At 64.6% G+C, this 24,363-nt stretch carries 21 protein-coding genes; 6 read left to right on the top strand and 15 right to left on the bottom strand.

Going from position 1 to position 24,363, the window contains the following annotated elements; genetic code table 11:
- Positions 1–78 precede the first annotated feature (78 nt).
- Genes OSH12_RS21870 through hemP form a run of 3 tightly spaced genes read right to left on the bottom strand, consistent with a single transcriptional unit; the run spans position 79 to position 2,341 of the window.
- Complete coding sequence (locus tag OSH12_RS21870; RefSeq protein ID WP_266345750.1) at positions 79–1,146, bottom strand: FecCD family ABC transporter permease; 1,068 nt, start codon at positions 1,144–1,146, stop codon at positions 79–81.
- Between the two features lie 11 nt (positions 1,147–1,157).
- Positions 1,158–2,156 (bottom strand): heme/hemin ABC transporter substrate-binding protein, encoded by a 999-nt coding sequence (locus OSH12_RS21865; protein ID WP_266345749.1) that lies wholly within the window; start codon positions 2,154–2,156, stop codon positions 1,158–1,160.
- A gap of 8 nt (positions 2,157–2,164) precedes the next feature.
- Positions 2,165–2,341, bottom strand: a complete 177-nt coding sequence (gene hemP, locus OSH12_RS21860; RefSeq protein ID WP_266345748.1) for a hemin uptake protein HemP — start codon at positions 2,339–2,341, stop codon at positions 2,165–2,167.
- 295 nt (positions 2,342–2,636) lie between these two features.
- On the opposite strand from hemP, the gene OSH12_RS21855 reads away from it, so the two are divergent.
- Together OSH12_RS21855 and OSH12_RS21850 are read left to right on the top strand one after the other, a co-directional pair.
- Positions 2,637–4,742 carry a TonB-dependent receptor domain-containing protein gene (locus OSH12_RS21855; protein ID WP_266345747.1) on the top strand — a complete coding sequence of 702 codons (2,106 nt, stop codon included), beginning with the start codon at positions 2,637–2,639 and terminating at the stop codon, positions 4,740–4,742.
- A 155-nt stretch (positions 4,743–4,897) separates the two neighbouring features.
- The gene (locus tag OSH12_RS21850; protein ID WP_266345746.1) at positions 4,898–5,209 is read left to right on the top strand and encodes an antibiotic biosynthesis monooxygenase family protein; all 312 of its coding nucleotides are present in this window, start codon (positions 4,898–4,900) and stop codon (positions 5,207–5,209) included.
- A gap of 107 nt (positions 5,210–5,316) precedes the next feature.
- Here the strand turns inward: OSH12_RS21850 and polA are convergent, their stop codons facing one another.
- Entirely contained in the window at positions 5,317–8,262 is a 2,946-nt protein-coding gene (polA, locus tag OSH12_RS21845) for a DNA polymerase I (RefSeq protein WP_266345745.1), read from the bottom strand.
- Positions 8,263–8,353: 91 nt separating this feature from the next.
- Positions 8,354–8,890 (bottom strand): hypothetical protein, encoded by a 537-nt coding sequence (locus OSH12_RS21840; protein ID WP_266345744.1) that lies wholly within the window; start codon positions 8,888–8,890, stop codon positions 8,354–8,356.
- A gap of 664 nt (positions 8,891–9,554) precedes the next feature.
- Here OSH12_RS21840 and OSH12_RS21835 point away from each other — a divergent pair.
- Both OSH12_RS21835 and OSH12_RS21830 read left to right on the top strand, forming a co-directional pair.
- On the top strand, positions 9,555–12,059 hold the full coding sequence (locus OSH12_RS21835) for a transglycosylase domain-containing protein (protein ID WP_380224839.1): 2,505 nt from the start codon (positions 9,555–9,557) through the stop codon (positions 12,057–12,059).
- 143 nt (positions 12,060–12,202) lie between these two features.
- A complete protein-coding gene (locus tag OSH12_RS21830) occupies positions 12,203–12,904 on the top strand; it encodes a DnaJ domain-containing protein (protein WP_266345742.1) in 702 nt (233 codons plus the stop codon).
- A gap of 58 nt (positions 12,905–12,962) precedes the next feature.
- Here the strand turns inward: OSH12_RS21830 and OSH12_RS21825 are convergent, their stop codons facing one another.
- The 5 genes from OSH12_RS21825 to phaZ all read right to left on the bottom strand — a co-directional run bounded on the left by OSH12_RS21825 (position 12,963) and on the right by phaZ (position 17,655).
- Entirely contained in the window at positions 12,963–13,817 is an 855-nt protein-coding gene (locus OSH12_RS21825; protein ID WP_266345741.1) for a sugar phosphate isomerase/epimerase family protein, read from the bottom strand.
- Positions 13,818–13,890: 73 nt separating this feature from the next.
- Entirely contained in the window at positions 13,891–14,649 is a 759-nt protein-coding gene (locus OSH12_RS21820) for a M48 family metallopeptidase (protein WP_266345740.1), read from the bottom strand.
- A 141-nt stretch (positions 14,650–14,790) separates the two neighbouring features.
- Positions 14,791–15,243 carry a DUF3597 domain-containing protein gene (locus OSH12_RS21815; protein WP_266345739.1) on the bottom strand — a complete coding sequence of 151 codons (453 nt, stop codon included), beginning with the start codon at positions 15,241–15,243 and terminating at the stop codon, positions 14,791–14,793.
- Positions 15,244–15,416: 173 nt separating this feature from the next.
- Positions 15,417–15,893: a DUF2852 domain-containing protein gene (locus OSH12_RS21810; RefSeq protein WP_266345738.1), complete on the bottom strand. Its 477-nt coding sequence runs from the start codon at positions 15,891–15,893 to the stop codon at positions 15,417–15,419.
- A gap of 67 nt (positions 15,894–15,960) precedes the next feature.
- Positions 15,961–17,655 carry a polyhydroxyalkanoate depolymerase gene (phaZ, locus tag OSH12_RS21805; RefSeq protein WP_266345784.1) on the bottom strand — a complete coding sequence of 565 codons (1,695 nt, stop codon included), beginning with the start codon at positions 17,653–17,655 and terminating at the stop codon, positions 15,961–15,963.
- 222 nt (positions 17,656–17,877) lie between these two features.
- On the opposite strand from phaZ, the gene OSH12_RS21800 reads away from it, so the two are divergent.
- The gene (locus OSH12_RS21800; RefSeq protein WP_266345737.1) at positions 17,878–19,245 is read left to right on the top strand and encodes an ActS/PrrB/RegB family redox-sensitive histidine kinase; all 1,368 of its coding nucleotides are present in this window, start codon (positions 17,878–17,880) and stop codon (positions 19,243–19,245) included.
- 133 nt (positions 19,246–19,378) lie between these two features.
- Positions 19,379–19,936, top strand: a complete 558-nt coding sequence (locus tag OSH12_RS21795) for an ActR/PrrA/RegA family redox response regulator transcription factor (RefSeq protein WP_266345736.1) — start codon at positions 19,379–19,381, stop codon at positions 19,934–19,936.
- Between the two features lie 71 nt (positions 19,937–20,007).
- Here OSH12_RS21795 and OSH12_RS21790 read toward each other — a convergent pair whose 3' ends face one another.
- From OSH12_RS21790 to OSH12_RS21770, 5 genes are all read right to left on the bottom strand, one after another.
- The gene (locus tag OSH12_RS21790) at positions 20,008–20,358 is read right to left on the bottom strand and encodes a RidA family protein (protein WP_266345735.1); all 351 of its coding nucleotides are present in this window, start codon (positions 20,356–20,358) and stop codon (positions 20,008–20,010) included.
- 83 nt (positions 20,359–20,441) lie between these two features.
- Positions 20,442–20,924 (bottom strand): MmcB family DNA repair protein, encoded by a 483-nt coding sequence (locus OSH12_RS21785; RefSeq protein WP_266345734.1) that lies wholly within the window; start codon positions 20,922–20,924, stop codon positions 20,442–20,444.
- Between the two features lie 95 nt (positions 20,925–21,019).
- A complete protein-coding gene (locus OSH12_RS21780; protein ID WP_266345733.1) occupies positions 21,020–21,916 on the bottom strand; it encodes a lipid A biosynthesis lauroyl acyltransferase in 897 nt (298 codons plus the stop codon).
- A gap of 43 nt (positions 21,917–21,959) precedes the next feature.
- The gene (locus OSH12_RS21775) at positions 21,960–22,985 is read right to left on the bottom strand and encodes a zinc-binding dehydrogenase (RefSeq protein ID WP_266345732.1); all 1,026 of its coding nucleotides are present in this window, start codon (positions 22,983–22,985) and stop codon (positions 21,960–21,962) included.
- Between the two features lie 91 nt (positions 22,986–23,076).
- Complete coding sequence (locus tag OSH12_RS21770; protein WP_266345731.1) at positions 23,077–24,363, bottom strand: beta-ketoacyl-ACP synthase; 1,287 nt, start codon at positions 24,361–24,363, stop codon at positions 23,077–23,079.

Here is a 24,363-nt window from a genome sequence, read left to right as displayed (position 1 = left end):
TCCCGTTTCTTGGGAGAGCGGCCGGCCGGCTGGCGGCCGCCGCGTCTCCATCTTCTATCGCAGGCCGATCCTGTCCGCCTAGAGATCGATGACGCCGCGCTTCCTGAGCAGGATCGACAGGAAGAAGGGCGCGCCGATCGTGGCGGTGACGATGCCGATCGGCAGTTCCGCCGGGGCGACGATCGTGCGGCAGACCATGTCGGCGACGATCAGCAGCGTCGCGCCGAGCAGCGCGGTCGCCGGCAGCAGCGTCCGATGCTCCGGTCCGATCACCAGCCGCAGCACATGCGGCACGACGATGCCGACAAAGCCGATGATTCCGGCAAAGGCGACCGAAACGCCGACGGCGAGCGCCACGACCAGGATGATCAGGCTCTTCAGGAACTGCGTGTTGAAGCCGAGATGGCGGGCTTCCGCCTCGCCCAGCACCAGGGCGTCGAGCCCTCGGGCGGTAAACGGCATGGCCAGGAACACGCCGACGATGAACGGCACCGCCAGCAGGATCTTGTGCCAGGTCGCGCCGCCAAGCCCGCCCATCGACCAGAAGGTCAGTTCGCGCAATTGGAAGTCATTGCTGCGGAAGACGAGATAGGCGGTAACCGCGCCAGCGATGGCGCCGAGCGCGATGCCGGCGAGAAGCATGGTGCCAACCGAGGTCTGGCCGCGCCGCGTGGCGATCGCATAGAGCAGCAGCGTCGTGCCGAGGCCGCCGAAGAAGGCGGCGATCGGCAGCGCGCCGATGCCGAGGAAATCCATCACCGGCGCCAGAAACGCGCCACCGAGCACGATGACCAGCACCGCGCCGAGTGCGGCGCCCGCCGAAACGCCGACGAGGCCCGGATCGGCCAGCGGATTGCGGAACAGGCCCTGCATCATGGCACCGGCCAGGGCCAGCCCCGCCCCCACCATCGCACCGAGCAGCGTGCGTGGGATGCGAATATCGAACAGGATGACGTGGTTGACGGTATTGATCGCGTCAAAGCGCCCGGCAACGGCGTCGGAGAGCAGGCCTGCGACCTCCGCCGTCGACATGCCCGACGGGCCGATACAGAGCGAAATCACGCAAACAACGAGGAGGAGGACGACCAGGCCAGCGATCACGATGCGGGCCCGGCCGCGACGATCGCCGGCGACCGGGGCTGTCATAACCAGACTCATCAGTTCGCTACCGGCCACTCGGGAAGGTCGAGCGTCGGATAAAGCGCATGCGCGAGATCGCGCGCCGCGTCCGCCGTGCGCGGACCGAAGCCGAGCAGATAGAGCCCGTCCATGGCGACGAGCGCCTTGTTCTGAGCGGCAGGGGTCGCGCGCAGCGACGGCGAATCAAACACGACGTCCGGCTTGGGCGCCCCCTGCTGCGAATTCATCATGACGACAACTTCGGGAGCGGCGGCAATCAGCGCCTCGTCGGAAGCGGGCTTGTAGCCCTCGACAGCCGCCATCGGATTGATGCCGCCCGCCATGTTGATCATCGCGTCGGCGGCGGTGTTGTGGCCGGCTGCCAGCGGCTTGCCGCCGTTCAGGCTCATCACAAACACGGCCTTCTTGCGCTCGTTTTCCGGGATCTTGGCGATCGCGGTCTCGAGTGCCTTGAACTTCGTGGTCAGCCCATCGGCGATCTGGTTGCCCTTTTTCGTCTCGCCAAGAATGTCGGCGATCAGGCGGACCTTGGCGACGATGCTGTCGCCCGAGCGGCGTTCCGGCACGATGACGATCGGCACCGAGGCCGATTCGAGCAGCGTGATCGCATCCTTCGGGCCGGAACCTTCGACGGCGATGATCAGGTCCGGCTTGACCGAAAGCACGCCTTCCGCAGACAGCGCCCGCATGTAGCCGACGTCCGGCTTGGCGTTGGCCTCTGCCGGATAGGACGAGGTGGTGTCGCGGGCGATGATCCTGTCGCCGGCGCCAAGCGCATAGACGATCTCGGTGATGTCGCCGCCGATGGTGACGATACGCTGCGTCGTGCCGATCGTGACCTTGCGGCCGGTCGCATCCTCGATCACCCGATCCGCGGCCACCGATTCAACGATCGCCCCGAAGGTGATGGCGAGCGCGAAGGTCAAGCCAAAGAGAAACTGGAAGCGCCGACCCGACAGGCGTTCGACCGACCGAACGACGCCGAAAGGCATAGGAGAATGCGCGAGCCTCATCATGATCCCCTCTACTTGTTCAATATGAGCTTGCCGGCCCGGGTAAGGCGCAGCCTGTAATCCTCGCCAACATGGCGAATGATGATCTCCCGGGCTCCGTTGAGGAGGTCGCCGCTGGAAATCACGCGCGGCCCGGAGCCCGAAACGGGCGACTCCTGAGCGACACCGGCCAATGTTATGTCGTGCATTTGAGCTCCACCGGATTGCCTGGGTGGCGGCAATTTTGATTCATTCTAAACTTGCGAATAATTCGCAACAATTTAGTTGACTGACGTACTCATCTTTTCGTATCTCCGCAAGTGAAACATCGCTGACACCGGTTTCGACGCAACTCGCCTCACCCGAGGCTGCGGAGAACGGGTGTGACCGCCAAGCACGCCAGTGCCGGACCGCCACGATGCGGGCCCGGACAGCCAGCCAGGCCCATTCAAACAAATCGCCTATGGGGCTCGCATGCGTGTCGCTCGACATAAGACTTGGCTGATGGCTGGTACGGCCGCGGCACTCCTCTCCGCCTTCTCCGCCAACGCCGCCAAGGCGCAGGCCGCGGCAACGCCGGCCGCCAGCACCACCGAGACTGACGAAGAGCTGAAGAAGAAGGCCGCCAAGGGCGAGACCAGCTTCCTCGCCCCGATCACGGTCTCCGCCGCGCCGGAAGGCTGGAAGAACCCGTTCACGACCCCGGCCTCGATCAGCTCGGCCGGCGCGGACGAGATCCAGCTGTTCGGCCAGCGCAACATCGGCAACGTGCTCCGCGCCATGCCGGGCACCTTCTCGCGCGACAGCGTGCAGAATGCCGGTCTCTCGGTGAACATCCGTGGCTTCGAAGGCTCGGGCCGCGTCAACACGATGATCGACGGCGTTCGCCAGAACTTCCGCTTCACCGGCCATGAGGCGCAGGGCTTCACCTATGTCGACCCGGCGCTGGTTGCCGGCGTTGACGTACAGCGCGGAGCCGTCTCGACCGCGGGTGGTGCCGGCGCTCTGGCGGGTACCGCCAACATGCGCACGCTCGGCGTCGACGACATCATCACCGACGGCAAGAACTGGGGCGCGCTCGCGACGCTGACCTGGGGCAGCAACGAGGTTGGCTTCTCGGAGATGGCCGCGGGCGCACTGCGCTCGACCGGCGGCGGCGCGGCCATCGCCGGCGCGATCAGCTACAGCAGCCCGAACGATTTCGAGAATGGCGACGGCATCACCGTGCCGTTCACCGGCCAGAACCTCGTTTCAGGCCTGATCAAAGGCGAGTTCGCTCCGACCGACGACCTGACTGTAAAGGTCGGAGCGGTGCTCTACGACAACGACTTCTTCGCCAACTCCTACTTTCAGAACGTCAAGTCGAACACGTATACAGCCGGCCTGAACTGGGACCCGGACAGCGAACTCGTCAACGTCGCTGCGCACGTCTACTACAACGACGTCACGATGACGTATGACGGCAACGTCTCTGGTGCTGGCGCATCCGCCGGCCGCGTCATGGAGGACAAGGGATACGGTTTCGATATCTCGAACACGTCGAACTTCGCGCTCGGCCAGGTCGGCGTGAAGTCAATCTACGGTTTCGAGTATTTCCGCGATGACGTTACCGCTTACAACGTCCGCACCCCCCTATCCGGCGGCGGCGTGAATCCAAGCGGCGAAAGTTACAATGCAGGCGCCTTCTCGGAGACGACCTTCAGCTACAATATCGTCGACGTGATCGCGGGCTTGCGCTACGATTTCTACAATCTCGACGGAAGCTATAATGCCCAGCTCGGAAATCCGCTCAACATTCCGATCGGCTTTCATGACGTCGACAATTCGGGCGGCCGCATCAATCCGAAGCTGACGATTGCGCTCAATCCCTATGAGTGGCTGCAGCCCTATGTCACCTATTCGGAAAGCACCCGTCCGCCGACCATCTCCGAGACCATGCTCGGCGGCAGCCATCCCGGCGGCGGCGTCAACGCTTACCCGAACCCGTTCCTGGTTCCGGAAATCCAGAAGGGCTGGGAAATCGGCACCAACATCCGTCGCGACAACGTCTTGACGGAAAATGATAGCCTCCGCATCAAGGCCAACTATTACTATCAGAACATCGAAGATTACATCGTCGGCCAGTTCGCCGGCAGAGGCTTCTACTTCGCCAATCAGCCAGGCACTTCGGTCGTCCAGGGCTTCGAGTTCGAATCGACCTACGATGCCGGCGTCGCGTTCGCCAGCTTCAACTATGGCTACACCCATACCGACCTGCCGACGCAGGTTGCCGGCGCCGGCGCCCCGATGCAGATGCCGGAGCACGTCGCAACCCTCACCGGCGGCGCCCGCTTCCTCGAGCAGCGCCTGACGGTCGGCGGTCGACTGTCCTATGTTGGCTCGGCCTACGGTGGCAACGACGTCGTCGCCTCCAACCCGACGGATTGGGACGCCTACACGCTGGTCGACGTGTTCACGAACTACAACTTCGACAACGGCCTGTCGCTCAGCGGCAACATCACGAACCTGTTCGACAAGGCCTATACGCCGGCTCTCTCGAACGTCACCAACTTCACCGGTGAGACGGGCCGTGGCCGCACCTTCCTGCTGACGGCGAAGATGCAGTTCTAAGCCGGAGCTGAATACGTTTGCCCGGCGGTGTGGTGACGACGGGCAGACGCGAGGGGGGAAGACCGGCAACGGTCGTCCCTCCTCATTTTTTTGCCTTCAAACCCGTGCATCACTCCACCAACGCACCTCATCGGCACGCAAACGGAAAAACGATCATGTACATCGCCATGAACCGCTTCAAAGTAATCAAGGGCCAGGAAGCCGAGTTCGAAGAGATCTGGCGCAATCGCCCGCGCAACCTGCATGAGCTGGAAGGTTACGTCTCCTTCAACCTGCTGAAGGGCGCGACCGCCGAAGATCACACGCTCTACTCGTCGCACACCGTCTGGAAGACCGAAGAGAACTTCGTCGCCTGGACCAAGTCGCAGCAGTTCCGCGATTCCCACAAGGGCGCCGGCGACCGCAAGCCGATGTTCCTCGGCCATCCGAATTTCGAAGGCTTCAGCGCCGTCGAAGGCGTTCTCTGATCGTCTCTACGACATGCCCCGGGCGCCGTCCCGGCTGAATGCCATCATGAAAAAGGCGCGGCCCAGTGGCCGCGCCTTTTTTTGTTTGCCTTGCGATCCGACGAGCGTCAGTGCGCCTCGTCCCAGTTGTTGGCGGCGCGGGCGTCGACATTGAGCGGCACGCTGAGCGCGACGGCCGGGGTAGGCGCGTTCTCCATGACTCGAGTGACCAGCGCCACCGTCGGCTCGACCTCGGCTTCCGGCACCTCGAAGATCAGTTCGTCATGCACCTGCAGCAGCATGCGGGCGTTGAGGCCTGCCTGCTCCAGCGCCGGCTCGACACGGACCATGGCGCGCCGAATAATGTCGGCCGCCGTTCCCTGCAGCCGTGCATTGATCGCGGCGCGCTCGTTGAAGGCCCGCACTGAAGCGTTCTTCGACGCGATTTCGGGATAGTGGCAGCGGCGACCGAACAGCGTCGTCACATAGCCGAGGTCACGGCAGATCCGCTTCGTCTCTTCCATGTAGTCGCGAATGCCCGGGAAGCGCTCGAAATAGCGCTTGATGTAGGCGCCGGCTTCCTCGCGGGCGATCGACAGCTGGTTGGCGAGGCCGAAGGCCGAGATGCCGTAGATGATGCCGAAATTGATCGCCTTGGCGCGGCGGCGCACTTCCGAAGGCATGCCCTCGACCGGCACGCCGAACATTTCCGACGCCGTCAGCGCGTGAATGTCGATGCCCTCGGCAAAGGCGTTCTTCAACTGCGGGATATCGGCGATTTCGGCGAGCAGCCGCAATTCGATCTGCGAATAGTCGGCTGAGACCAGCTTATGGCCGGGATCGGCGATGAAGGCAGCGCGGATTTTTCGCCCTGCTTCGGTGCGGACCGGGATGTTCTGCAGGTTGGGTTCGGATGAGGACAGGCGGCCCGTCGTCGTCGCCGCCAGCGCATAGGAGGTGTGCACCCGCTTCGTCTCGGGATGGACGAAACCGGGCAGCGCGTCGGTATAGGTCGAGCGCAACTTCGTCAGCTGGCGCCAGTCGAGAATCTTCTGCGGCAGCTCAAAGCCCTGTTCGGCCAGGTCTTCCAGGATGCTGGCGCCGGTCGCCCAGGCACCGGTCGCCGTCTTGGTCGCGCCGGGCATGCCCAGCACACCGAACAGGATCTCGCCCAATTGCTTCGGCGAGCCGACATTGAAAGGCTGGCCCGCGATCTCCTGGATTTCGGCCTCGAGTGCGCCGGCCTTCTGGGCGAACTCGCCGGAGAGGCGCGAGAGGATAGCGCGGTCGATTGAGATACCGCGCCGTTCCATCGAGGCGAGCACCGCCACCATGGGCCGCTCCAGCGTCTCGTATACCGTCGACATGCCCTCGGCAGCCAGGCGGGGCTTCAGCACCTGCCAGAGCCGCAGCGTGACGTCGGCGTCCTCGGCGGCATATTCGCTGGCGCGCTCGATTGGCACACGGTCGAAGGTGATGCGCGCCTTTCCCTTGCCGGTGACGTCGTCGAACGAGATCGGCTTGTGGCCAAGCCACTTTTCCGACAGCGGATCCATGCCATGTGTGCCGCGACCGGCATCGAGCACATAGGAGATCAGCATGGTGTCGTCGAAGGGCACCGTCTCGATGCCGTAGCGGGCCAAGATCAGCCAGTCATATTTGAGGTTCTGCGCCACCTTCAGCACGGCGCGATCCTCAAGCAGAGGCTTCAGGATGGCGAGCGCCGTGCGGATCTCGATCTGGCCGGACAGCAGGCCCTCGGTGAACAGGCCGTCGCCTTCGCCGCGATGGGCGAGAGGAATGTAGCAAGCTTCGTCCGGCGCCACCGCCAGCGAGACGCCGACGAGGTCGGCCTGCATCGGGTCGAGCGATGTGGTCTCGGTGTCAACCGCGACGACGCCCAGCTCGGTTGCACGCGCAATCCACGCCCAGAGGCGCTCTTCGGTCGTTACCGTCTCATAGCCGGAATGCGAGAACGGGATCGCCTTGATGGCGCTGGCGCGGGCAGCGGCGAGACCGGCTGGTGTGAGGCCTTCAACATCCTCTATCGTCGGCTGCGGCGTGCCATCCGCGCCGAGCACAGGTGCGCTGACACTGGCGGCACGTCCCTTGGCCAGCAGCGCGCCATCCGGCTCAACGGCGCCGGATTCAACGCCCGTCGCCGCGGCGACACGGCCGGTGAGCGTGGTGAATTCCATCGCCTTCAGGAATGAGATCAGTTGCTCGCCAATGACGGGCCGCACGCCGAGACGATCGATCGGCTCGTTCAGGGGCACGTCACGATCCAGTGTGACGAGTTGCATCGAAATCCGGGCCAATTCGGCGTTGGCGAGCAGCGCCTCGCGCCGCTTCGGTTGCTTGATCTCCTCGGCCCGCGCGAGCAGCGTTTCGAGATCGCCATAGGTCTCGATCAGTTGCGCCGCCGTCTTGATGCCGATGCCGGGGACGCCGGGAATGTTGTCGACCGAGTCGCCAGCCAGCGCCTGCACATCGACGACCTTTTCCGGCGGCACTCCGAATTTCTCGATCACCTCGTCGCGGCCGATCGTCTTGCCCTTCATCGTGTCGAGCATCAGAACGCCGGGCTCGATCAGCTGCATCAGATCCTTGTCGGAGGCGACGATGGTGACGTCCGCGCCGGCGGCGACCGCCTGCTTGGTGTAGGTCGCAATCAGATCGTCGGCCTCAAAACCTTCCATCTCGATCGACGGTACGTTGAAGGCACGGACGGCCTGCCGGATCAGGCCGAATTGCGGACGCAGATCCTCGGGCGGCTCGGGGCGCTGCGCCTTGTACTTGTCGTACAGCGCGTTTCGGAAGGTGGTCGAGGAATGGTCAAAAATGACCGCCAGATGGGTCGGCTTGACGCCGGCCTCGTTCGCTTCCTTGAGCAGCCGCCACAGCATGTTGCAAAAGCCGGCGACGGCGCCGACGGGCAGGCCGTCGGATTTGCGCGTCAACGGCGGCAGCGCGTGGTAGGCGCGGAAAATATAGGACGAGCCATCGACCAGAAAGACGTGATCGCCCTTCTGGACGGGGCGGGACGGGATGGCGGGAGCGAGCGTTTCTGACATGCGCGGACTATGCCCGCGAGCATCCGCTTTGGCTACAGCCGGCGACGCGATGACAGCGCTTCTGTTGCCATCGTGCTGTCGGCTTTCGAGATCAGCGCGCCTTGGCAGGGCTGGTAGCGACGACGCTGGCAACCGCTAGGCAGGCGGTGATGCCGGTCAGAGCGAGGATCATCTGCATCAGCGGGCCATTCGCCATGCCGGCGGTCGCGGCGATGGCGACGATCAGGCCGAGGGCGCAGGCGCCGCACAGGCTGCCGAGCCGCTCGCGGGCGAAGGCGGCGACGATGGCCTTGAGGTTGCCGGCGGTGAGCAGGCCGAAGATGAGGAAGGCGGCGAACAGTGCCCAGTCTTCGGAGGGCGGCAGCAGCGGCCCGAAGGGCGCGAAGCCAGTCAGCGCCGCGACGCCGAGGATCGGGCGGCGCGACAGGCTGGTGACGCTGGTGGCGGCGAGAGCGCCGGCCAAGTAGAGCAGGGCGCAGAGGGCGATCGGCGCGAGCGCGGCCAGCGCCGTCGCCGGCTCCAGCGGCGCCTTACTGCCCAGGAACAGCACCAGCGTCGTGGACGCGGCCAAAGTCGCAGCAATCTTCATCGTTGCTTCCTGATCCATCTTTGCCGCGACCTGTGCCATTGCCGTCTCCTTTGAACGACCCCGTTGCTTAACGAAGCATTATCCATCTTCGTTCCCAGCGCTGTTATGCGGGTCACAGGCACGCCGCTTGCCGGGCTCCGGCCTCCCGCGACGGCGATCGGCGGTTAGCAACTGACGATTCCCCTGAAATCGCCGTATTCATCGGGCATTCGGGCCGCTAAACATGCGCCCCCGCGCATTCTATCGACCCTTTGGACCGGAAGACGAAACAGGCATGGCGAGACCGCCGCGAAGCGAACGGATCGAACCGGTGCTCGACAAGCCGCAGGAAACGGATGAGGGCGACTTCGACATTCGCCTGGGCGCGGACGACCGTGCGGCCGGTGGCTTTGCGCCGCGTGCCCCCCGTGAGCGTGGCAGTCGCGAGCGCGCCGGCGAGCCGCGCAGCGAGCCCGGCTTCGGCAAGGCCCGCGGCGAGCCGGGGTTTGGCGCGGAACGGCAGGAACCCGGTTTTGGCGCGTCGCGCAGCGAACCCGGCTTCGGCAAGACTGGCGCCGCCGAGCCCGACGATGTTGACTGGGATGATTCCAGCTGGGGTGACGCGCCCGATTTTGACGCGGACGAGCGCAGTCAGAAGATAAGCGCCAAGGAATCCGCCAAGGCCAGTGCAAAAAGCAGCGCCGCCGAACGGCGTGAGCCGGGGATGGCGCTGGAGCGCACCAGCCGCAAACGGGAAAAGCCTGAACCGGACACCGCTTCCCGCGCAGGGCGCGAGCGACGCGAGCCAGAACTAGGCGCCGCCGACCGCCGCCGCCACGCGGGCGAACCCGATTCTGCCCCCTTTGAACACGACATTGAGGATGCGGAATTCATCGATCTCGGTGAAGATGACCCCATGGCAGTATCCCGACGCTCCAAATCGCGCCGCCCCACCAAGGCGCCCGCCCGCAAGAAGGCGCGCTCCGGCGGTCGCAAGCGGTCATCGGGCGGCTCGGGTATCGGCAAATGGGTGCGCCGCGGCATCAAGTGGTCCGTGATCCTGATGTTCTGGGGCACGATCGCGCTGGCTGGCGGTATCGCCTGGTACGCGACGCAATTGCCCTCGACGGCCAACTGGTCGGTGCCCAAGCGCCCGCCCAATATCAAGATCCTCGCCAATGACGGCACGCTGATCGCCAATCGCGGCGATACCGGCGGCGAGTCGGTACGCATCAACGAATTGCCGCCCTATCTGAGCCAGGCGGTGATGGCGATCGAAGATCGGCGCTTTGAAAGCCATTTCGGTGTCGATCCGCTCGGCCTGCTGCGCGCGGCCTATGTCAATTTCCGTTCCGGCTATATCGTGCAGGGTGGTTCGACCGTCACCCAGCAGTTGGCCAAGAACCTGTTCCTGAAGCCGGAACGCACCATGGATCGCAAGATCCAGGAAGCGATCATGGCGATCTGGCTGGAGACGAAATACTCCAAGGCGCAGATCATGGAATCCTACCTGAATCGCGTCTATCTCGGCGCGGGCGCCTATGGCGTCGACGCCGCGTCGCGGCGCTATTTTGGCAAGTCGGCCCGCGATATCTCGCTGAAAGAGGCGGCAATGCTCGCCGGCCTGCTCAAGGCGCCGTCGCGCTTCGCGCCGACCAGCGACCAGGAGGCCGCCAATTCGCGCGCCAATGTCGTGCTGGGCGCGATGCGCGAAGCGGGTTTCATATCCGCCGAACAGGCCAAGCAAGCCGCCTCGATCACCATCAAGGCGCAGCCCGAGGGCGAAGGTGGCGCCGGCCGCTATGTCGCCGACTGGGTCGCCGATCTGGTGCCGGAAGTCGTCGGCGCGCTCGACCAGGACGTGATCGTCGAGACGACGATCGATCCGCATCTGGAAGAGAGCGCCGGCAAGGCGTTGACCGAGGCGCTCGACAAGAGCGGCAAGTCGTTCGGCGTGTCGCAAGGTGCGCTGGTGGCGATTGACGGCACCGGCGCGGTGCGCGCCATGGTCGGCGGCCGCGACTACCGGAAAAGCCAATTCAACCGCGCCGTCGAGGCAAAGCGCCAGCCGGGTTCGGCCTTCAAGCCGTTCGTCTATCTGTCAGCGCTGGAATACGGCCTTGTTCCCGAGACCATCCGCGTCGACGAGCCGACCCGGATCGGCAATTGGGAGCCAAAGAATTACGAGAGGATGTACAAGGGCCCTGTCTCCCTGCAGACCGCCCTGGCGCTCTCGATCAACACGATCGCCGTGCAGCTTGCCAACGAAGTCGGCCCAGACCGTGTCATCAAGACGGCCGAGCGGCTCGGCATCACCTCACCGCTGCAGCCCAACCCGTCGATTGCGCTCGGCAGCTCCGAAGTGAGCCTGCTGGAGCTGACCGACGCCTACGTGCCTTTCGCCAATGGCGGCTATAGCGCCAAACCGCATGTCATCGCGCGGGTGAAGAACGTCGCCGGCAAGACGCTGTACGAACATCCCTCCGTCAAGGCGACCCAGATCATCGACCCGCTCTATGTGGGCATGATGAACAGCATGATGACCGACACGCTATCGCGCGGCACCGGGCGCAAGGCGGCGATCGCCGGCTGGCAGGCGGGCGGCAAGACCGGCACGAGCAACGATTCGCGGGATGCCTGGTTCGTCGGTTACACGGCCAATCTCACGACCGGCGTCTGGCTCGGCAACGACGATTCAAAGCCGACCAAGCGCATGACCGGCGGCACGCTGCCGGCGCTGATCTGGAACCGATTCATGACCGAGGCGCACAAGGGCGTCGCGGTCGCGGCGCTGCCCGGCAACTACGCCTATCGCGACCCGGCCGCGATGGCGGAGGAAATGTACCAGAACGGACAGTATGTCGGCCCCGAGCAGGGTGGGCTGGTCGATGAATACGGCCAGGTGGTCGGCAGCGGCGCGCCGCAGCAGCAACCGGGGCAACAGCCGCCCTATGGTCAACAGGAACCGCAGTACCAGCCGCAGCAACAGGCCAACCAGCCGAACTATGGCGGCTCAAACGATCCGGAAGCGATCGATGACGGCTGGAACGATGGCGGCTACCAGGCGCCGCCCCCGGGCGCCCGCATCTATCGCGAAGGCGATCCGTCCTATGGCGACGACCGCAACGGCCCGGTTCCGCCGGGATCGGTCGGCGAAGACGGCCAGGCTGGCGTCTATCAGGCTCGTCCGCATCGGCGCAATTTGATCGACCGCCTGTTCGGCGGCTGATCGAGTACCCCCGCTGCCACGGCGCGGTGGACATTGCGGGCCAGCCGTGGATAGTGGCGACGCGCCGGTTCGCGGCGCTTCATTTCAAAGTTCGCCTCTCCGCGAGGAGAGGCCGGGCGCCCGGCCCAGGGAGTCATCCGGCAATGGCCGACAAGCGCAAACTGTACCGCGAGTTGGCGGTCGAACCCGACGCGACCCCGGCCGAAATCGACAAGGCCTATCGCCAGCGCGCCCGCGCCGCCCATCCCGATGCCGGCGGCACTGCCGAGGCTTTTCACACGCTCAGCCATGCCTATGCGATCTTGTCCGATCCCGACCGCCGCAAGGCATATGACGAGAGCGGCTATGAGGGTGAACTGGCAATCGACGATATCGCCGGCCGGGCAATGGAGCGTATCCACGCGCTGGTCGCCTCGGTACTCGAAAGCGACCTCCCCTTCGAAGCGGTAGACCTGATCGCGCCGATCCGCGACACGCTGACCAAGCAGAAGGGCGATATCGGCGTCGGTATCCGCAAGCTGGAGCGCCAGGCGAAGCGCGCCGAGGCGATGGCCGCCCGCTTCCGCAAGCGCGAGGGCGACAACATCATTCGCAAGGTGCTGGAACGCCGCGCCGCCGACACGCGCGAGCAAGCGGAGAAGACACGTCGCGAAGAAGCGATCTTCGCCAAGGCGATCGAGCTGCTCGCCGACTATTCCTTCGATTTCGAGCCGCCCAAGGCCGTTGAACCCAAGGTGGCCGAGCCTGCGAAGCCGGCCCCCGCGGCCGAGCCGGCCCGGCCCGCAGCCGAAGCACACAAGCCGGCCCCAAAGCCCGGCACGAGGACGCTGAACCTGGTCCGCTAGAGCGTTTTCTTAAGGAAGTCGGTTCGGGTTCGCGCAGAGAAAACGCGACGAGGCGCGCCTAGACCAGATTAACGCGCGCTTCCTCAAAATGACGCCGGATGAAATCGCGCTCGATCAGCAGATGGGCGAATTCGTCGTCGTCGGGTCCATCATAGATCAGCGTGAACGGGCCACGGAAACCGGCGGCGTCCGCCGCCGCCAGGCAGCGCCGGTAATCCTCGGCATGCAGGACTCCGCCGCCGAAATCCGCCTTGGCATGGCAGCAGGTGGCGAGATCGAAGATCGCCTCCAGATCGGAATATTTGGTCGGACCCGACCAGTTGCCGAAATCGCCGTTGAGAGCCACCGTCTCGTCCAGCCGATCGAACATGTAGCGCACTTCGCGCGGACCGGGCAGAAGCTCGTACCAATTCTCGGTAATGATGCGAACCCCGCGCGCCTCGCCGTAATGGCCGAGACGTGTCAGGCCGGTGATGCTCGCGTCGAGCGCGGTGCGGGTTGGCAGGGCGCGGCCGGCGATGACGCGCGCTTGCTCGGCCCCGAACAAGGCTGCCGTGTCGATCCAGCTCTCCATCCAGGCCAGGTCACGCTCGCGCGTCGCCGGATCGGTGATGTCGCCATATTCGATCAGCAGGGTCTGAAAGGTGACGCCGGCTTCGTCCAGCGCCGCCCTGAACGCCGCCGCATAGTCTGCGTCGCGGCTGGGGAGATGGAACGAGCAGACCTCGATGCGCTGGATACCAAGCGCCGCCACCGCGCGGGGCATGTCGATCAGTGCCATCCGGCCGGAGCCATAGGTCGCCTCGGGCGGCGGTACGACGTCATGATCGGGCCGGTTCGGATAGGTCAGGCCAAGGGCTCGGTGCAAGCTCCAGCTCGATACGGCGAACACAGGCGACATTTCGGCTGACATGATATCGGTCCCCCTACCAGGGTATCAGCTTCAATCATAGCCGGAGCCCATCCGCAAGGAGCGACGCTGCCCGTCACTCCGCTCCAACGGCGTGCAGCGACGCGCCATGACGGGTGAGCCATGACTTGGCCTCCTCCATGGCGGGGCAAATCGATTTGACATGCCGCCAGAAGCGAGCCGAATGGTTCATCTCACGCAGATGCGCCACTTCATGAGCGGCGAGATAGTCGAGCACAGCGGGCGGCGCCAGGATCATCCTCCAGGAATAGGCAATCGTTCCGGACGAGGAGCAGGAGCCCCAGCGGCTGGTCGGATCGCCGAGCCGGATGGCCTTGACCGTAACGCCGAGCGACGCCGCATGTCGGGCCGTCGCAATCTCGAGATCGCGGCGCGCCTCGCGCTTCAGGAAGTCGGTGACGCGGCGCGGCAGGTGGGCAATCTCGCCGGGTACGACGAGGACCGTTTCACCGTCGCTATCCTGCAGGCTGACAACACCGCGACCCTGTTTATGGACGATGCGCACAGGCGTGCCGCGCAGCGGAATGGAAGCGCCGTCTGCCAGCGGCGTCGCCACCGGCAGGGCAGCGAGACGCGCCTGAAGCCAGCCGCGATTACGATCGAGAAAAGCACGCGCTTCGGAAAGCTTGCCCCGGGCGGGAATGGTGACGACGGGCTCACGCACGGAGCCACGCAGTCGAAGTGTGTAGCGCCGGGCGCGCTCGTTCCAGAGCAAGGTCACCCGCACCGGCTCGCCGTCGATCTCGACATGGCAATGATCCGGCTTGGCGGCGACGCGCGTGGCACTACCGGTGATGCGCTCGAAAAAACCCATGGGTCGTCGGTCAGATGGCTCGTTGATCAAGTGATTCGTCGGTCAAGGATCGCATGAAAGTGTCACAAGCCGAATCCACGACGACGAAGGGCCACACGGTAAGGTGCGGCCCTTCGAAACATTGCCGGAATATAGAGGATATCAGTCCCTAAGATCGGCCGGGACCTTGCCGCCGTTTTCAGCCAGCTTCTTCATCACGGCCTTGTGTAGCCAGATGTTCATCGTCGCCGAGTCGCTGGTGTCGCCGGTGTAGTGAAGCTCTTCAGCCAGCGCCTTGCGGGAGGCCAGACTGCTGTCGAGATCGAGCAGCTTGAGGAGGTCGACGATCGACTTCTTCCAGTCGAGCTTCTGGCCGGATTTGGCGCTCAGCGCCGTCAGCACCACGACGACATCAACGGTCGCCTGGGGAGCCGGGGTCGATGCGGGAGCGGACGACGGTGCGGCTGGCTGCGTAGGCGCCGCTGCCGTGGGCGTCGGGGCAGCGCTAGCCGGAGCCTGGGCCTGCGGAGCGGCTTTCGCCTCCGGGGCGACTTCGGCCGCCTGCGCGTGTCCGGAGCCGAAGATCTTGTTCTTGATCGAACTGAATAGGCTCATGCCACTCTCCCATTGGATGGATCCTGCACCACCAAGTCGCGACGATCATTTCGGTTCCAATCCCGGCACGGCGCTAGGATTGGCCTGGCAGTCTCACAGATCTGGTTGAAAGCAGGACGGTCCATGGAAAAAGGCCGCGCTTGAGGCGCGGCCTTCTCAGTCTCAGCCAGCGATCAGAGATCGATCACCGGCCCCGAGGGGTTCGAGTCGCCCCGCGTGGGGGGCGTCTGGTTCCGACGTGCCGCGGCGCGTTCGGCAGAGAAACGATCGAACTCTTCCTGGTCGCGAGCGCGACGCAGGTTGCGGACGAAGGTTTCAAATTCGGCGCGCTCTTCATCCAGCTTCCGGCGCTCTTCGTCGAGCCGCTTCAATTCGGCTGCGCGATAGTCGTCGAAGGCGGCATTGCCGCTCTGGCTGTAATACGCGCCACCGTTCGACTCACGCCGGCTCTGCCAGCCGCAGCCGGAAAAAGAGCGCTTGAAGTCGTTGCGCATTCCCTCGGCGTTGCGACGAAACTCGGGTAGCCGGTCGCCCCAGATGATGTAGGCGAGCATGGCAAGGCCGAGCGGCCAGAACACAAAGAAGCCGAGGACCATCAACGCGATGGTGAGCGGCGTCCATCCCGGACGCAAGGCCTGAGTATGAGACATTGAACCTTCCTCTCTCGCACCCCCAGAAACGGAAGTGGGAAAGGACGCCCCCCGATTCAAGAAGTATTTATTTGACCGATGCCGTAGCGGATCCCTGGCTCGTCGAGCCCGCCTCTGCCAGAAGCTCTTGCAAAAGCCCCTTGGCCTGCTCGATCCATTTGTCGCGCGCGACACGCCCCTTGAGCGCGAGGCGGGTATCGAGCGCGGTCGCCTGCTTGACGGTCAGCCGGGCGATCTGGGCGAGGCGGGTGATGCCGGCGGCATTAAGGCTCGCCTCGAGCTTTGGACCGATGCCGGCGATCCGCTTCAGATCATCCGCCGGCGCTTCTGTTGCGGCGACCTCGACTGGCTTGGCAGCCCTTGCCTTCGGCCTGGCGGCCACCGGCTTGCCGGCGGCGATGGGTTTGGCTGTCACAGCCTTTGCAGGCGTCGGCTTCGTCGCAACAGCCTTGACCGGCGCTGTATTGGCTTGAGCCGCCTTGGCCTGGGCAGACTCGACGGGAACGGGCTTGCCCGACGGACGAGCGACATCATGCGTCAGGACGAAATCACTGATGCGCGGTGCAATCTCGGCCCGGAAACGCGAGCCATTGAAGACGCCGTAGTGGCCGACCTTGGGCTGCATGTAGTGCGCCCGCATGTCGTCCGGGATGTTGATGCAAAGGTGCTGCGCCGCTTCGGTCTGGCCGACGCCGGAGATGTCGTCGTTCTCGCCCTCGACGGTGAGTAGCGCGACGTTGCGGACCGCTGTCAGGTCGACGGGAACGCCGCGATGGGTCATTTCCCCCTTGGGCAGCGCATGGGTGATGAACACCGTATCGACCGTCTGCAGGTAGAATTCCGCCGTCAGGTCCATGACCGCCAGATATTCGTCATAGAAGTCGCGATGCTTGGTGGCGCTGTCGCCGTCGCCGGCGACCAGATGCTTGAACAGATCCTGATGCGCCGTCACGTGGCGATCGAGGTTCATGCTCATGAAACCGGAAAGTTGCAGAAAGCCCGGATAGACGTCGCGCAAACAGCCTGGATGCGGGAAAGGCACCTGCATCACGACGTTCTCGGCGAACCAATCAAGGCTCTTGCCCTGTGCCATCTCGTTGACGGCGGTCGGATTGATGCGGGTGTCGATCGGGCCGCCCATCAGCGTCATCGAGCGCGGCGCGAAACGGTCGCCGGCCGCCTCCATCAGCGCCACGGCCGCGAGAACCGGGACCGCCGGCTGGCAGACGGCGATCACATGCACGTCGTCGCCGAGGAAATGCAGCATCTCGACCAAGTAGTCGATGTAGTCGTCGAGATCGAAACGCCCGTCCGACAGCGGCACCATGCGGGCGTCGATCCAGTCGGTGATGTAGACGTCATGGCGCGGCATCATTGCCTCGACCGTGCCGCGCAGCAGTGTGGCGTAGTGGCCAGACATCGGCGCGACGATCAGGAGCTTGGGATCGCGGCGGGGTCGTTCAAGCTGGCGCTCGAAGTGAATCAGATCGCAGAACGGCTTCTGCCAGACGACATGCTCGGTGACCGGAACGCGCATGCCGCCGACGAGGGTCGAGGGCAGGTCGAAAGCGGGCTTGGCGTAGCGTCGGGTCGTCCGCTCGAACAGCTCCAAACCTGCCTGCCAGTTACGGCCAAAAGGCGTCTGGCTCATGGGATTGAGCGGGTTCTTCAGCATCTGACCGAACATGTCAGCGGCCGCGCGCATCGGCGACAGCGCCGCGTGATTCAGCTCATAGAGCTGATAGTAGGATAAGGGACCCATCATGCCGTCCACCTGCCGCTCCGCGAAGGGATCGGACCGGCCGGGTATTCCGTCGGGCAGTAAGGGCGGCGGCCAGCCTTGTGCAATGCAATATGTAAGGGCGATTTTAGCCCGGATGCAAGGGTATTGCGGTCGAGAGCCCGTGCGGGATCGCCCATTATCGCCTGCCTCGTGCTATAAGCCGGCCAAACTAAGCAAATTCCAACTTCAGGTGATGCGACAATGCCGGAGCAAGCTTTCCCCTCGCACGGGTTCGGCGCGCGCCGTCTGAAGCTCGATACGCTGGTTCGGCTGCGCTGGCTCGCCATCATCGGCCAGACGGCGACAGTGGTGTTCGTGCGCTTCTGGCTGGAATACCCGATGCCGATCGGGCTCTGCCTGGCGGCGATCGCTCTGTCGGCCTGGCTCAACCTGTTCATCAAGATCCGCTATCCATCCAGCCTGCGCCTGCAAGGCCGTACGGCAGCGCTGCTGCTGGCCTATGATGTGCTGCAGCTTTCCGTTCTGTTGTCGCTGACGGGCGGATTGCAGAATCCGTTCGCCGTGCTGATCATCGTACCGGTCATCGTGTCCGCGACGACGCTGGCCCCCCGCCTGACCGTCATGCTGGGCGGGCTGGTCATCGCCGCGGTGACGGCGCTCGCTCTCTGGCACATGCCCCTGCCCTGGCCCGAGGGCGAGACATTCTCGATGCCGTTCCTTTATGTGGTCGGCTTCTGGCTCGCGCTGGTTTCGGCAGTGTTCTTCATGGGCGTCTACGCCTTCCGCGTCTCCGAGGAGGCACGCCAGCTTGCCGATGCCCTGACGGCGACGGAGCTGGTATTGGCCCGCGAGCAGCACCTCTGGGCGCTGGATGGGCTCGCCGCCGCCGCCGCGCATGAACTCGGCACACCGCTCGCGACCATCGCGCTTGTGACCAAGGAGCTGGAGCGCGAACTGCCGGCAGACAGCCCCTATGCCGAGGATATCGCCCTGCTGCGCAGCCAGTCCCAGCGCTGTCGCGACATTCTGGGCAAGCTGACCTCGCTCTCGACCGAGCCTGGCCAGCATATCGACCGCCTCCCCGTCAGCCATATGCTGGCTGAAGTGGTTGAGCCGCATGCCGATACCGGCATCGACATCCAGGTAAAGTTCGTCGGTGACCGCGACAGCGAACCAGTCGGCCGGCGCAATCCTTCAATTCTCTACGGCATCGGCAATCTGGTCGAGAACGCCGTCGACTTCGCCGAGACGACCGTCGAGGTTACGGCGGTGTGGAATGCAGACGAGGTGGCGCTGACGATCGCCGATGACGGACCGGGGTTTGCGTCCGAAGTGATCGACCATATCGGCGAGCCCTACGTGACGACACGAGCGCGCACGACGGAAGGCTTGGAGGATCATGAAGCCGGCGGCCTTGGCCTTGGCTTCTTCATCGCCAAGACGCTGCTGGAGCGCACAGGCGCGCGGCTTGCTCTCTCCAATCGCGAAGCGCCGGAGCATGGCGCAATCGTCCGCATTGTCTGGCCGCGCGACGCCATGGACCGACTCGGTATTTCGGGCAGATCGGACGAGCGCAAAGGCCTGGAAAGCCATTCAATGGACAGTTGACCGCGAGAGCGGCCCTTTGAGCGCGCGGTTTTGACCATTCTGGTTGCATGGCGGCCTTGGCGCGGGGGCTTGGGATGCCTATAACCCGGATGGAAGGAAAAGATAATTCGGGGAGGCGCGGAGTTAAACGTCTATGACAGACCTGGAATCTGCCGGTCTCGCCGGCACTGATACCTCGCTCATCATCGTTGATGACGACAAGGCTTTCCTGCAGCGACTGGCCCGCGCAATGGAAACACGCGGCTTTGCCGTGGAAACGGCTGATTCGGTCGCCGAGGGCCTGCGCAAGGTGGACCAGAAGCCGCCGGCATACGCAGTTGTCGACATGCGTCTCGAGGACGGCAACGGCCTCGACGTGATCGAACTCCTCCGCAAGCGCCGGCCTGAATCACGCATGGTCGTGCTGACCGGCTACGGCAACATCGCAACGGCCGTGACCGCCGTGAAGCTCGGCGCCGTCGACTATCTCGCCAAGCCCGCCGATGCCGACGAAGTTTTTTCGGCGCTGACCCGCGATCCCGCCGAACGCGCACTTCCGCCGGACAATCCCATGTCGGCCGACCGCGTGCGCTGGGAGCATATCCAGCGCGTCTACGAGCTTTGCGAGCGCAATGTCTCCGAGACGGCACGCCGCCTCAACATGCACCGCCGCACCCTGCAGCGCATCCTGGCGAAGCGCGCACCGCGCTGAACGAACGGCCATACGGACGGAATATGAAAACGGGCGCCGAGGCGCCCGTTCGCAGTTCAAGGTCGTGGCGCTCAGGCGAGCGCGGCGACGACGATGATTTCGACGAGATGCGCGGGGGTTGCGAGCTTGGACTCACCCGTGGCGCGTGCCGGCGGGTTGGCCTTGTCGACCCATGCATCCCAGACGGTGTTCATGGTGCCGAAATTGGCCATGTCGGCCAGCCAGATCTGAGCCGACAGGATGCGCGACTTGTCGGTGCCGGCCTCGGCCAGCAGACGGTCGATGGTGTCGAGCACGGTCTGGGTCTGGGCTGCGACGTCGTCGCCCGGATTGCCGACCTGGCCAGCGAGATACACGGTGTTGCCGTGGACGACGCCTGCGCTCATGCGGGGGCCCGGCTCGATGCGACGAATGCTGCTCATGGGTTTTTCCTTTTGCGAATTGGCCGATCCCGTCTAGCGGCATCGCGCCAACGCTTCAAGCCCGCAGCGTCAACGACATCGGATCAAAGGATCTCACGAAACCCGGCTTCGGGGTCGAACAGGCCATGCAGCCGGTAGGCGGCAGCCTGGGCGAAGCGCAGCGTCATCGCTTTTCTGCGCGCGGCGACCAGCGGCGAAAGCGGCGCCTCCCGGAGAATTTCAGCGCCATAGGCATCGGCCAGGATCAGTCCTGCCTGTTCGGGGAATATTTCCCGGGGCACGCCGGCATGGCTGGCGAAATAGAGCCGGTCGCAATAGAGCGCATAGTCCGGCCATTTGCCGTCGGCGCGAAAATCGGCGATCGACGACTTGATCTCGACGATGGTGATTTCGCCGGAAGGCCCGAGCGCGATGACATCGGCCCGTCGCCCCGTCGCCAGTACCAGTTCCGTCACGACGGCGTAGCCATGCGCGCGAAAGAGGCGGCCGACGCCGCGTTGGATCGCCAGCGCCGTTTCCGACTGACGGCCGTCGCGCGGCACGGCAAGGACAGGAGAATGAACCATGAACAGAGTTTGCCACGCGGCGGCGCGGATTTAAAGGCTGGTGTCCGGCAGTTCTGCCGGGACGTGGCCCGAAGGCCGAGGACGAAAGAGGAAACCTAACGCCAGCGATTGTGCAGCCAGAGCCATTGCTCCGGATTTTCGCGTACCCAGCCTTCGACGACGGACATCACCTTGGCCGTGCCGGCATCGACGTCGATCAAGCCCTCTTCGTCGCGGGGCATGTCGACCGGCGGCGTCAGCTCAACGCGAAAACGGCCGTCGGGCAGGCGGATGGTGCGTGCGCCGTGCACCGGGCAATCATAGTGCCGGGCCAGGCGCGCCACGAGCGGATTGGCATGCACCAAGCGGCCGAAAAACGGCACCTTCGGTCCGCGGCTATGGTGCTGGTCACACAGCATGCCGATATGCTCGCCGCGATCCAGCGCCGCGCCGACCTCGAAGGTAGCGCCGCGGTTGGAAGCGACAAGCTTGCCCATCATCTGCTCGCGCTGCCGCATCAGGTCTTCGGCGATGACGTTGTTGGTTGGCGCGCGGAACAACGATACGACCGGCAGGCCGAAGCGCGCCGCGACAACAGCGAGGATCTCCCAGTTGGCGAGATGGGCCGAGAAGATGATGCCCGGCTTGCCGTCGTCGCGCATCGCCAGGAACTGATCGACGCCGACAACGTCGATCCGCCCTTCGCCAAGACGCTCGGGATCGATATCGACCAGCTTGTCGAGGAAGACATATTCCGCGACCGTGCAGCCCAGATTGTTCCAGACGCCCTGCAGGATCTGCTCCCGCTCGGCATCGGATTTCTCCGGGAAGGCGACGGCCAGATTGCGTCGCGCCAGCTTGGATTCCGGCACGAAGCGGCCGATGAAGCGCGCCACCGAACCGGCGACGCGGCCGGCGCGCTTTTCGCCGAGGCTACGCACGCCGACGATCAGCCCGCGCACGCAGAAGGCGATGACGGCATGGGCCGGACGGCTGCGCGTGACGCGCCGCATCCAGGTCTTTATGGGGTTCTTCTTGCCAGGCAGGGCCATTGGATCAGAGCGTGACGATGATCTTGCCGAAGACCTGGCGTTTCTCGATGCGGTCCAGTGCATCGCCCATGTCATCGAGCGGAACGACGGTATCGATGACCGGCGTGACGACGCCCGCCGCGATCTTGGCGAGCGACTGGGCGATGTTCTCGATGCGGCAGCCGAACGAGCCGATCAGACGCAGTTGCTGCTGGTAGAGCTGGAACAGATTGATCTCGGTCGAAATGCCGGTGGTCGATCCGCAGGTGACCAGCGTGCCGCCCTTGCGCAGCGAGAACATGCTCCCGGCCCAGGTATCGACACCGACATGCTCGAACACGACATCGCAGCCGCGCTTCTTGGTGATCTTGCGGACGACGCCCTCGAAGCGGTCCTCGCGATAGTTGATGACGTGGTCCGCGCCGAGCGCCTTGGCCTTCTCGCCCTTTTCGTCGCTGCCGACGGTGGTGATCACCGTCGCGCCGACCGCCTTGGCGAGCTGGATCGCCGCTGTTCCGATGCCGCTGCCGCCCGCCTGGATCAGGATGGTCTGGCCGGCTTCGAGCTTCGCGTTGTCGAACAGCATGTGCTGGACGGTGCCGAAGGTGACGGGCGTGCAGGCAATGTCGTGAATGGCGACGCTGGCGGGCGCCACGACGACATGGCGGGCCTTGAGAGTCACGTATTCGCAGGCAAGGCCATCGATGTGGAAACCGCGCACGCCAGCGACGTTCTCGCAGAGGTTGTCTCGACCGGCATGGCATGCGGGACAGGTGCCGCAGGTCTCGGCGCCATAGATGGCGACGCGGTCGCCGACCTTCACGCCCTCGACGTCGGGGCCGATCGACTCAACGGTGCCAGCGGCTTCCGCGCCAACGGTGAGCGGCAGCTTGCGCTTGGCGAACGCCATGCCGCGCCAGCCCCAGACGTCGATGTGGTTGAGCGCCACGGCGCCCATTGCCACGCGGACCTCGCCGGGACCGGGCGCGGCGGCCATGGGGACGTCAACGATCGAGAGCTTGCGGTCGGCGAGCAGCTGGAGGGCGCGCATGAGTTTTCCGTCTGTCGTTCTGAACAGCGCCTGCTTTACCGTCTCGGCGCCAAACATGCCAGAGGCACGGGCACGGACCGAGCGTCGCGGATCAGGCCGGGCTGGCAGCGATCACCAGGCAGGCATTCTGCCCACCGAAGCCAAAGGAGTTCGACAGCACCATCGAGACCGGCGCCTCGCGGGCGACGTTCGGCACTACGTCGAGCAACACCGAAGGGTCGGCAACGTCCTGGTTGATCGTCGGCGGAATGACGCCGCTGCGGATCGTCTGGATCGAGAACACTGCCTCGATCGCACCGGCCGCCGTCAGCGTATGGCCAATCATCGACTTGTTGGAGCTGATCGGGATCGTCCTGACGTGCTCGCCAAACACGGCTTCCAGCGACAGGGCTTCCATCTTGTCGTTTTCCGGCGTGCTAGTGCCGTGCGCGTTGATGTAATTGACCTCGTCAAGGCCGATGCCGGCATCGCCAAGCGCCTGGCGCATGGCGCCGATTACGGGCGAGCCATCCGGCTTGGAACGGGTGCGGTGGAAGTCGTCGGCCTGTTCGCCCACGCCGCGAATGACAGCCAGGATCTCGGCGCCGCGCGCGACGGCCGCATCATAATCCTCGAGCACGAGCGCACCAGCGCCTTCGGCCATAACAAATCCGTCGCGGTTCTTCGAGAAGGGCCGCGAGGCCTTTGTCGGATCCTCATTGTTGGTCGAAAGCGCGGAAAGCAGCGAGAAGCGGATCAGCGATTCGGCCTGCACCGAACCATCGGTACCGATGCAAAGCGCCGCATCAGTATCGCCGCGCCGGATCGCCTCGACGCCGAGCTGGATCGCGGTAGCGCCCGAAGCACAGGCCGTCGACAGCGAGATCGGCGCGCCGCGCGTGCCAAAATGGTCGGCCGTCTTTTCGGCGACGCAGGCATAAAGCGCATATTCGTAAGCGTCGGCGCTGTTGAGCGCCATGCCGCTTTCGATCATGCGATCATAGGGATCGTCATTCTCGGAATTGCCGCCGTCGAACAGCTCGCGCTTGACCGACCAGTCAAGTTCGACCGGCGGAACGGCCATGAACAGCATGCCCGGAAAATCGCCCGGCGTGCCGATCTTGGCCCGCTCGATCGCTTCCTCGGCGGCGAGATGCGCCAGCTTTTCCGTCAGTACGGCCGAGCGCGGCGTTTCATCGAACAGGAAATCGACCGTGCCGGCGATCGTGGTGCGAAGATGGTCAACCGGGAAGCGCGTGATGCGATGGATGCCGGACTCGCCGGCGGTCAGCGCCGACCAGTTGGCGTCGATGCCCTGACCGAGCGACGTGACGACGCCCATGCCGGTGACAGCGACGACCGGACGGCCGAGATGATCCCGCGTCTTGCCTGTGCCCAT

This window comes from Kaistia terrae (assembly GCF_026344005.1).
Classification (GTDB): Bacteria; Pseudomonadota; Alphaproteobacteria; order Rhizobiales; family Kaistiaceae; genus Kaistia; species Kaistia terrae.
Note: the sequence above shows the minus strand (reverse complement) of the source record. Positions and strands in the feature narration are given on the sequence as shown.

Excerpts from the sequence above, each read along its gene's own strand:
- OSH12_RS21870 (WP_266345750.1), bottom strand. The coding sequence starts at position 1,146 with ATGACAGCCCCGGTCGCCGGCGATCGTCGCGGCCGGGCCCGCATCGTG.
- OSH12_RS21865 (WP_266345749.1), bottom strand. The coding sequence starts at position 2,156 with ATGATGAGGCTCGCGCATTCTCCTATGCCTTTCGGCGTCGTTCGGTCG.
- hemP (WP_266345748.1), bottom strand. The coding sequence starts at position 2,341 with ATGCACGACATAACATTGGCCGGTGTCGCTCAGGAGTCGCCCGTTTCG.
- OSH12_RS21855 (WP_266345747.1), top strand. The coding sequence starts at position 2,637 with ATGGCTGGTACGGCCGCGGCACTCCTCTCCGCCTTCTCCGCCAACGCC.
- OSH12_RS21850 (WP_266345746.1), top strand. The coding sequence starts at position 4,898 with ATGTACATCGCCATGAACCGCTTCAAAGTAATCAAGGGCCAGGAAGCC.
- polA (WP_266345745.1), bottom strand. The coding sequence starts at position 8,262 with ATGTCAGAAACGCTCGCTCCCGCCATCCCGTCCCGCCCCGTCCAGAAG.
- OSH12_RS21840 (WP_266345744.1), bottom strand. The coding sequence starts at position 8,890 with ATGGCACAGGTCGCGGCAAAGATGGATCAGGAAGCAACGATGAAGATT.
- OSH12_RS21835 (WP_380224839.1), top strand. The coding sequence starts at position 9,555 with ATGGCGCTGGAGCGCACCAGCCGCAAACGGGAAAAGCCTGAACCGGAC.
- OSH12_RS21830 (WP_266345742.1), top strand. The coding sequence starts at position 12,203 with ATGGCCGACAAGCGCAAACTGTACCGCGAGTTGGCGGTCGAACCCGAC.
- OSH12_RS21825 (WP_266345741.1), bottom strand. The coding sequence starts at position 13,817 with ATGTCAGCCGAAATGTCGCCTGTGTTCGCCGTATCGAGCTGGAGCTTG.
- OSH12_RS21820 (WP_266345740.1), bottom strand. The coding sequence starts at position 14,649 with ATGGGTTTTTTCGAGCGCATCACCGGTAGTGCCACGCGCGTCGCCGCC.
- OSH12_RS21815 (WP_266345739.1), bottom strand. The coding sequence starts at position 15,243 with ATGAGCCTATTCAGTTCGATCAAGAACAAGATCTTCGGCTCCGGACAC.
- OSH12_RS21810 (WP_266345738.1), bottom strand. The coding sequence starts at position 15,893 with ATGTCTCATACTCAGGCCTTGCGTCCGGGATGGACGCCGCTCACCATC.
- phaZ (WP_266345784.1), bottom strand. The coding sequence starts at position 17,655 with ATGGGTCCCTTATCCTACTATCAGCTCTATGAGCTGAATCACGCGGCG.
- OSH12_RS21800 (WP_266345737.1), top strand. The coding sequence starts at position 17,878 with ATGCCGGAGCAAGCTTTCCCCTCGCACGGGTTCGGCGCGCGCCGTCTG.
- OSH12_RS21795 (WP_266345736.1), top strand. The coding sequence starts at position 19,379 with ATGACAGACCTGGAATCTGCCGGTCTCGCCGGCACTGATACCTCGCTC.
- OSH12_RS21790 (WP_266345735.1), bottom strand. The coding sequence starts at position 20,358 with ATGAGCAGCATTCGTCGCATCGAGCCGGGCCCCCGCATGAGCGCAGGC.
- OSH12_RS21785 (WP_266345734.1), bottom strand. The coding sequence starts at position 20,924 with ATGGTTCATTCTCCTGTCCTTGCCGTGCCGCGCGACGGCCGTCAGTCG.
- OSH12_RS21780 (WP_266345733.1), bottom strand. The coding sequence starts at position 21,916 with ATGCGGCGCGTCACGCGCAGCCGTCCGGCCCATGCCGTCATCGCCTTC.
- OSH12_RS21775 (WP_266345732.1), bottom strand. The coding sequence starts at position 22,985 with ATGCGCGCCCTCCAGCTGCTCGCCGACCGCAAGCTCTCGATCGTTGAC.
- OSH12_RS21770 (WP_266345731.1), bottom strand. The coding sequence starts at position 24,363 with ATGGGCACAGGCAAGACGCGGGATCATCTCGGCCGTCCGGTCGTCGCT.